Origin of the sequence: Caulobacter sp. CCH9-E1 (assembly GCF_001556515.1) — a bacterium.
Classification (GTDB): domain Bacteria; phylum Pseudomonadota; class Alphaproteobacteria; order Caulobacterales; family Caulobacteraceae; genus Caulobacter.
In genome coordinates, this window is record NZ_LSJA01000118.1 from 26,003 (window position 1) to 33,283 (window position 7,281).

Genomic DNA, 7,281 nt, shown 5'->3' on the forward strand with positions numbered 1-7,281 from the left:
GAAATCGCTCCGGTTCAGATCGTCAGTTCGGCTTCGCGACGAAGGCGCGCGCCTTCGCGGAACACCTCGGCCAGCACGAACACCACCAGCACCGAGAACCAGGCGGTCAGGGTGAAGCTGTCGTCGATGACCTTGGTCTTGGGGGCCAGCCAGCGGGCCATGCCCGAAAAGACGTAGCGGCCGACCTCGAGCCCGGCGAGCACCAGGCCAATCAGGCGCAGACGCACGACATTGTCCGGGTGGAAGGGGTCGCCGGCGGTGAGGGTCGCGAATATCTTGCGCAGACGCTCGACGATCACCATCCAGCCGCCCAGCAGCAGCGCCCACGCCGCCAAGGCGCCGGCGAACAGCGGGCCGTCACGACTGACGGCTTCGACCGCATCGCTGATCGGCAACATCGAGGCCAGCAATTCGGGATTGAAGCTGAACAGCAGGGCGACCAGCGTGAACAGCGACAAAAGGCTGACGAAGATCCACAGCCCGACGTAGATCACGTCCAGGATGATCTTCAGGAAACTCGAAACGGAGCCTGGCCCCAAGGCGCGCATGGCTGCTCCCCAACAGCGACGCTGAACAGAACGCCCCGCTTCGCGAAAGACGTCAAACGGCGACCCTCGCCGGACTTGGCCCTAGAGCGTTTGCGCCACGAACGCCACGGCCGAGACCGGCACGGCCACGATCAACGCGGCGGTGATGGCGGTCATGACGACCTTATCGGCGAGGCGGAACAGGCGGGCGGCGGACATCGGGTTTTCCGGTTCAAGAGACGTGGCGCGCGCCGGCGGTCGGGCGCTGTCCACGATCAATAAATAAGAGCCGATTTCCGTCCCGCCAATCACGATTATCGAAAAACGATATTAAACTATAGTAATGTTGCGCCGAGGCGTGCTGGCGTGGCCCAACCGCCACAATCACCCGGCGCTGGGGTCGCTGGCCACCATCGAGCCCCGCTTCGACACGAGCTCGAACCAAGCCGCGAGCGCCGGCCGTCCTTCGCGCCAGTCGACGACCTTTCGGGCGTCGAGATAGCCAAGCTGGGCCGCGACCGCGATCTCGCCAATGTCGAACCGATCGGCCGAAAGCCCCGCGCGCTCGAACAGATCCAGCGCCGCCGCGATGGCCTTCAGCTGACGATCGAACACATCCTGCCGATGCTCGCCCTCGGGCCGCATGCGTTCGCGGACGACCAGCAGCGCCGCGTCTCCCATGCCGTCGGCGGCGGCCTCCAGCGTCAGGGCGCGGTGGCGGTCGGGCTGGCTCTCGGGGATCAGGCGGGGCTGGGCCAGCCCATCGAGATAGTCGCAGATCACGGCGGAGTCATAGACCGCCTCGCCATCGTCGGTGACCAGGGTCGGGACCTTGTTCAGCGGGTTCAGCACACGGACAGCCTCGTCCTGGTACGGGGCCGCCGGCTCCAGCCCGATGCGGTCGGCGAGGCCTTTTTCGAGGGCCAGGACACGAACCTTGCGCGCAAAAGGCGACAGGGCGGAGTAAAGGAGCCGCATCGAACTGATTTCCTTGGCTGTCCGGAGAGACAAATGGCGCTGAAGCTTGAGATGGGAATGAAGCTTGTGGCCGCCACCCACAATCCTGGCAAGGTGCCGGAGATCATGGCCCTGCTGGACGGCCGCTTCGAGATCGTCACGGCGGGCCAGCTTGGCCTGCCGGAACCGGAAGAAACCGAGAGCACCTTCGTCGGCAACGCCCTGCTCAAGGCCCGTCATGCGGCCGACCGTTCTGGCCTGGTCGCCCTGGCCGATGACTCGGGCCTCTCGATCGCCGCGCTCGGCGGCTCGCCCGGCGTCTATTCGGCCCGATGGGCGGGTCCCGGCAAGGACTTCGCGGCGGCCATGCGCAAGGTCGAGGAGCGCCTCGAGGAGACGGGCTCGGATGATCGCTCGGCCTGGTTCACCTCGGCTCTGGCTGTGGCCTGGCCGAACGGTCCGGCGGTCGTCGTCGAGGGGCGCATCGACGGCGCCCTGACCTTCCCGCCGCGCGGCGACCGCGGCTTCGGCTACGATCCGATCTTTGTTCCAGAGGGTCACGAGACGACCTTCGGCGAGATGGAGCCCGCCGTGAAGGACGCTATGAGTCATCGCGCGCGCGCCTTCGCCAAGCTGAAGGCGGCGCTGTTTGAGTGACCGGACGGAACTGGGCGTCTACGTCCACTGGCCCTACTGCGCGCGCATCTGCCCCTATTGCGACTTCAACGTCGTCCGCGACCGGGGAAGGACCGAAGAGCAGGCGGCCCTGGCTGACGCCATCGTCGCGGACCTCGAGGCCCAGCGCGCCCTGACTGGCGAACGGACCCTGCTGTCGATCTTCTTCGGCGGGGGCACGCCCTCGCTGATGGATCCGACGCAGGTGGCCAGGGTGATCGAGACGGCGAAACGCCTGTGGTCGCCGGCGGACGATCTGGAGATCAGTCTGGAGGCCAATCCAACGGACGCGGAGACCGATCGCTTCGCCGCCCTGGCCGACGCGGGCGTTCAGCGGCTGTCGCTCGGCGTCCAGGCGCTTGACGACAGCGCCCTGAAGACGCTGGGCCGCAACCACGACGCCGACGCCGCGCGGCGAGCCATGGCCGCGGCGCGGCGAGCCTTTCCACGCCTCTCGATCGACCTGATCTATGCACGCCCCGGCCAGTCCGACGCCGCCTGGCGGGCCGAGCTGGCGGAGGCCCTGGCGGCGGAGCCGGAACACGTATCGCCCTACCAACTGACCATCGAGGCTGGCACGGCCTTCGATCGGGCCGTGGGCCGGGGAACCCTGAAGGTCCCGGACGAAGACCTCGCCGCCACGCTCTTCGAAACGACGCAAGAAGTCCTGGAGGCCGCGGGCTTCGACGCTTACGAGGTGTCAAATCACGCGCGTGGCGAGGCGGCGCGTTCGCGGCATAACCTCGTCTACTGGCGGGGCGTCGACTATGTCGGCGTCGGCCCCGGCGCGCATGGACGTCTCGCCCTGCCCGACGGACGCGCGGCGACCACCGCGCATCGCGCGATCGCCGACTATATCGCCGCCGTCCAGCGGACCGGAACAGGCTTCACACAGGAGACCCTGACGCCAGAAGAAGCGGCGGAGGAGCGGCTGGTGCTGGGCCTGCGAATCGACGCGGGGGTCTCGTTCGACGAAATGAAGCCTTTAGGGCTGACGCCTAAACTGACCAAGGTGCGTGATCTGGTTGAGACTGGACTGCTGGTCGACGACCCCAATCGTTTGCGCGCGACACGGACGGGTCGTCTTGTCCTGGATCGGCTGACAGGCTTGCTCGCGACCTGATATGAGTATGGCCCGCGAAGGTTTAGCGTGGGCGAGTGCTACCAACTAAGATTGAGCGACATCTGAAGGACGCCTGATTTGAGCCGTCAGCCTCCCCCGCCCGCCCTGTCGGACGCGCCGCTCGCGCCGGGGCTCTATTTGGTGGCGACGCCGATCGGCAACCTGCGCGACATCACCCTGCGGGCCCTGGACGTGCTGGCGGGCTGCGATGTGCTGCTGGCCGAGGACACCCGGGTCACCGGAAAGTTGTTGTCCGCCTACGGAATCCGGACGCGGCTGGAGCGCCATGACGAACATGTCGCCGAGCGGGCCATTCCTGGGATCCTCGAACGCCTCGAAGCGGGTGAGCGCGTCGCGCTGGTCTCCGACGCCGGAACGCCGATGGTGTCGGATCCTGGCTATCGCCTGGCCAGGGAGGCGATCGCGGCCGGCCATCCGGTGATCCCGATCCCCGGCGCGTCGGCGGCCCTCGCGGCCCTGACGCTGGCCGGCCTGCCGACGGACCGCTTCCTGTTCGCCGGCTTTCCGCCGCCCAAGAGCGCCGCGCGCCGCACCTTCCTTGAAGAGTTCGCCAATGTCCGCGCGACGCTGATCTTCTACGAAGGCGCGTCCCGGGTCGCCGACTGTCTCGCCGACATGGCGGCCGTATTCGGCCCAAGGCCAGCGGCGGTTTGTCGGGAGCTTACCAAGCTCTACGAAACCTGCGTGCGCGGAAGCCTCGCGGAACTCGCCGCCGATACCAGGTTCGAGGCGCCCAAGGGCGAGATCGTCATCCTGGTCGGCCCCGGGACCGAGAAGGCCGCCAGCGCGGATGACGTCGACGCCGCCCTGCGAGAGGCGCTCTCCAGGCTTCCGCTCGGCGAGGCGGCCTCCGAGGTCGCCAAGGCCTTCGGCCTGTCGCGCAAGGACCTCTATCGCCAGGCGCTCGCCCTCAAGGAGGCGGCGGGATGACGGCCAGCGCGCGGCAGGTTCGGGGCGCGGCGGCGCGCAAGCTCGGCCGGCGCGCGGAGGTTCTGGCCGCGCTGTGGCTGATGGCCAAGGGCTATCGGATCCTGGGCTTCCGCCTGGCGACGCCTCTGGGCGAAATCGACCTTCTGGCGCAACGCGGCGGCGTCCTGGCCGTTGTGGAGGTCAAGCAACGGGCCACCATCGAGGACGCCCTGGACGCCGTGACGCCCACCCAGCGCGATCGCCTACGCCGCGCCGCCGCTCATCTGACCGCGCACCGGGCCGGCCTGCGCGCGCTTGAAACACGTCTTGACTTGATCGCCTTGTCGCCCGGCCGAGCGCCGCGTCATCTGGCAGACGCGTGGGGCGCGGAGCTATCCCAAGGCGGCTTCCTATGACGCGCGAAGAGGCCGAGGACATCCTCACCCGCGCCGGCCAAGGCCCCGACGAGGGCTTTCCGCTGTTTGAGGCGGCTCTGGCCTGCGCCGCGCACGACGATCCCAGCCGCGACACCGCTCCGGCCGAAGCCCTGGCCGCCGAGGCGATCGAACGCCTGCGCCGCCGCCTGGAAACGGAGTCGCCAGAGGAGGCGATCGCCGAGGCGCTGGCGGGCGACCTGCGCCTGACCGGCGATGTGCTGACCTACGATCACCCGGACAACGCGGACGTGATCGCCATCGCCCACCGGCGCAAGGGACTGCCCGTGGCGCTAGGGGTATTCTACCTGCACGCGGCTCACGCCGTCGGACTGGAGGTTCACGGCGTCGACTTCCCCGGTCACTTCCTGCTGCGGATTGAGACCGACGAAGGGCCTTTGGCGCTGGACCCGTTCAGCGAAGGCCGCGTGGTCCTGCCGTCGGAACTCTCCCGGCGCGCGCTTCGCACCGGCCTGATGCCGGACGTCGCCGCGCGGCTCGAGTTGCTGATGGCCCCGATCTCGGATCGCGCCGTGCTGATCCGCCTGCAGAACAACATCTTCGCTCGCGCCCAGCAGGCCAAGGACTGGGTTCGCGCTGAACGCTCGGCCCTGCGTCGCGCCTTGCTCAATCCCAACGACCACCGCCCTTGGCTGGACGTCGCGGCCGCTCGCGAGGGCCAAGGCGCTCTGGCCGGCGCGCTTCAGGCCTTATCCCGCGCGCAGGTTCTCGATGGCGGCGCGGCGATGGCGGCCCGGGCGGCGCGCGAGCGGATGCGGTTGCGCCTCAACTGACGCCTTGTAGGTTTCCGAAGTTGGAGCCTGGCCCAAGAACGCCTAACTAAGCCGTCGCGCCCAGTCGCCGGAAGAACCCCAGGAGCCCCCATGTCGCTGCGAGTCGCCGTCCAGATGGACCCCGTCCTCGGGATCAACATCGACACCGACACGACCTTCCTGATGATGATGGAGGCTCAGAACCGGGGGCACCGGCTGTGGTTCTATACCCCGGACAAGCTGTCGCTGGAGGACGGCCGGGTCTTCGCCCGCGCCCAGCCCCTGGAGGTCTTCGCGGAAAAGGGCGCCCACGCCAAGCTGGGCGAGCCCATCCTGCTCGACATGAAGGACGACGTCGACGTGGTGCTGATGCGCCAGGACCCGCCGTTCGACATGGCCTACATCACCGCGACCCACTTCCTGGAGAAGGTCCATCCCGACACCCTGGTCGTGAACAATCCCGCCGAGGTGCGCAACGCGCCCGAGAAGCTGTTCGTCACCGATTTTCCGGGGGTGCAACCGCCCACCCTGATCACCAGCGATCACGACGCCATCTACGACTTCCGGGCTCGCCACGGCGACATCGTGCTGAAGCCCCTGTACGGCGGCGGCGGTTCCGGGGTGGCGCGTCTTCTGAAAGACGACCCGAACCTCGATGCGCTGCTCGAACTGCACGCCATGATCGGCCGCGAGCAGGTCATCGCCCAGAAGTTCGTGCCGGCCGTCAGCAAGGGCGATAAACGCGTCCTACTGGTCGACGGCGAACCCGTCGGCGCGATCAACCGCGTGCCGGCGGACGGTCAGGTGCGCTCCAACCTGCGTGTCGGCGGTCGCGCGGAAGCAGTCGAATTGACGCCTCGCGACATCGAACTCTGCAAGATCATCGGCCCCGAGCTAAAGCGCCGTGGACTGATCTTTGTCGGCATCGACGTCATTGGCGAGTACCTGACGGAAATCAACGTAACGTCGCCCACCGGCGCCCAACAGCTGTTGCGCTTCAGCGGCGTCAACGCCGCCGCTGTACTTTGGGATCGCATCGAGGACATTCGCCGAGTCCGTGGGTAACTTTTCCCAACTCTCGGATTTTCCCGAAACGTTCGTTTTTCGTTCTTGCTCCTTCCCGCAAGCTATGCTGCAAGTTGTGGATAAATTGATCATCCGCAAGGCAGGGGCATGGCGGCCAGAGTCGTCACGGTGGCGTTCGAGGGGGTGGAGGCGCGAAGGGTCGACGTCGAGGTCCAGCTGACGACTGGACAGCACGCTTTCGTCGTCGTTGGCCTCGCCGACAAGGCCGTGGCCGAGAGCCGTGAGCGGGTAAGAGGCGCCTTCGCGGGCCTTGGCCTTTCGCTGCCCGGCAAGCGCATCGTCGCCAATCTCGCGCCGGCGGACATGCCTAAAGAGGGCACTCATTTCGATCTCCCGATCGCCCTGGCGGTGATGGCGGCGCTTGGCGTCATTCCGCTGGACGCCCTGGATGGATGGGCGGCGATGGGAGAACTGTCGCTGGATGGCCGCATCGTCCCGGCCGCTGGCGCGCTTCCCGCCGCCATGGCGGCCGGAGCCATGGACCTTGGCCTGATCTGTCCGGAGGCGTCCGGGCCTGAAGCCGCCTGGGCCGGCGGAACCCGGATCCTGGCGCCCCACTCCCTGGTGTCGCTGATCAATCACTTCCGGGGCAGCCAGGTCCTATCAGCGCCGACGCCCGGTCCTATCGTCGAGGGCGAACGGCCCAAGGACCTCCGCGACGTGAAGGGTCAGGAGCACGCCAAGCGCGCCTTGGAGATCGCCGCGGCCGGCGGCCACAACCTGTGTACGTCGTCAGAAGTTTTGAGACAGCCGGGCTGCGGATTTAGCGGAGGGTT

At 67.6% G+C, this 7,281-nt stretch carries 10 protein-coding genes; 7 read left to right on the forward strand and 3 right to left on the reverse strand.

What is annotated here, in order from left to right; all coding sequences use genetic code 11:
- Positions 1-14: 14 nt before the first annotated feature.
- From AX690_RS07760 to AX690_RS07765, 3 genes are all read right to left on the reverse strand, one after another.
- Complete coding sequence (locus AX690_RS07760) at positions 15-548, reverse strand: DUF2975 domain-containing protein (protein WP_013081064.1); 534 nt, start codon at positions 546-548, stop codon at positions 15-17.
- Between the two features lie 81 nt (positions 549-629).
- Positions 630-746, reverse strand: a complete 117-nt coding sequence (locus tag AX690_RS22125) for a hypothetical protein (RefSeq protein ID WP_082769557.1) — start codon at positions 744-746, stop codon at positions 630-632.
- 165 nt (positions 747-911) lie between these two features.
- Positions 912-1,505 (reverse strand): glutathione S-transferase N-terminal domain-containing protein, encoded by a 594-nt coding sequence (locus tag AX690_RS07765; RefSeq protein ID WP_066682891.1) that lies wholly within the window; start codon positions 1,503-1,505, stop codon positions 912-914.
- Between the two features lie 33 nt (positions 1,506-1,538).
- Here AX690_RS07765 and rdgB point away from each other — a divergent pair, with 33 nt between their 5' ends.
- From rdgB to AX690_RS07800, 7 genes are all read left to right on the forward strand, one after another.
- On the forward strand, positions 1,539-2,141 hold the full coding sequence (gene rdgB, locus AX690_RS07770; protein ID WP_066682892.1) for an RdgB/HAM1 family non-canonical purine NTP pyrophosphatase: 603 nt from the start codon (positions 1,539-1,541) through the stop codon (positions 2,139-2,141).
- Entirely contained in the window at positions 2,134-3,282 is a 1,149-nt protein-coding gene (hemW, locus tag AX690_RS07775; protein WP_066682893.1) for a radical SAM family heme chaperone HemW, read from the forward strand. The genes rdgB and hemW overlap by 8 nt, the downstream gene beginning before the upstream one ends.
- A gap of 78 nt (positions 3,283-3,360) precedes the next feature.
- Positions 3,361-4,233 carry a 16S rRNA (cytidine(1402)-2'-O)-methyltransferase gene (gene rsmI, locus AX690_RS07780; RefSeq protein WP_066682894.1) on the forward strand — a complete coding sequence of 291 codons (873 nt, stop codon included), beginning with the start codon at positions 3,361-3,363 and terminating at the stop codon, positions 4,231-4,233.
- Positions 4,230-4,628 carry a YraN family protein gene (locus AX690_RS07785; protein WP_066682895.1) on the forward strand — a complete coding sequence of 133 codons (399 nt, stop codon included), beginning with the start codon at positions 4,230-4,232 and terminating at the stop codon, positions 4,626-4,628. Before rsmI ends, AX690_RS07785 begins: the two co-directional genes overlap by 4 nt.
- On the forward strand, positions 4,625-5,440 hold the full coding sequence (locus AX690_RS07790; protein ID WP_066682896.1) for a SirB1 family protein: 816 nt from the start codon (positions 4,625-4,627) through the stop codon (positions 5,438-5,440). The genes AX690_RS07785 and AX690_RS07790 overlap by 4 nt, the downstream gene beginning before the upstream one ends.
- Positions 5,441-5,530: 90 nt before the next feature.
- Positions 5,531-6,484, forward strand: coding sequence for a glutathione synthase (gene gshB / locus AX690_RS07795; protein WP_066682897.1), 954 nt, complete (start codon positions 5,531-5,533; stop codon positions 6,482-6,484).
- 108 nt (positions 6,485-6,592) lie between these two features.
- Positions 6,593-7,281, forward strand: a 689-nt coding sequence (locus tag AX690_RS07800; RefSeq protein WP_197426808.1) for a magnesium chelatase domain-containing protein, incomplete at its 3' end; no start/stop codon positions are given.

Coding starts and splice junctions, on each gene's coding strand:
- AX690_RS07760 (WP_013081064.1), bottom strand. CDS start 548: ATGCGCGCCTTGGGGCCAGGCTCCGTTTCGAGTTTCCTGAAGATCATC.
- AX690_RS22125 (WP_082769557.1), bottom strand. CDS start 746: ATGTCCGCCGCCCGCCTGTTCCGCCTCGCCGATAAGGTCGTCATGACC.
- AX690_RS07765 (WP_066682891.1), bottom strand. CDS start 1,505: ATGCGGCTCCTTTACTCCGCCCTGTCGCCTTTTGCGCGCAAGGTTCGT.
- rdgB (WP_066682892.1), top strand. CDS start 1,539: ATGGCGCTGAAGCTTGAGATGGGAATGAAGCTTGTGGCCGCCACCCAC.
- AX690_RS07785 (WP_066682895.1), top strand. CDS start 4,230: ATGACGGCCAGCGCGCGGCAGGTTCGGGGCGCGGCGGCGCGCAAGCTC.
- AX690_RS07790 (WP_066682896.1), top strand. CDS start 4,625: ATGACGCGCGAAGAGGCCGAGGACATCCTCACCCGCGCCGGCCAAGGC.
- gshB (WP_066682897.1), top strand. CDS start 5,531: ATGTCGCTGCGAGTCGCCGTCCAGATGGACCCCGTCCTCGGGATCAAC.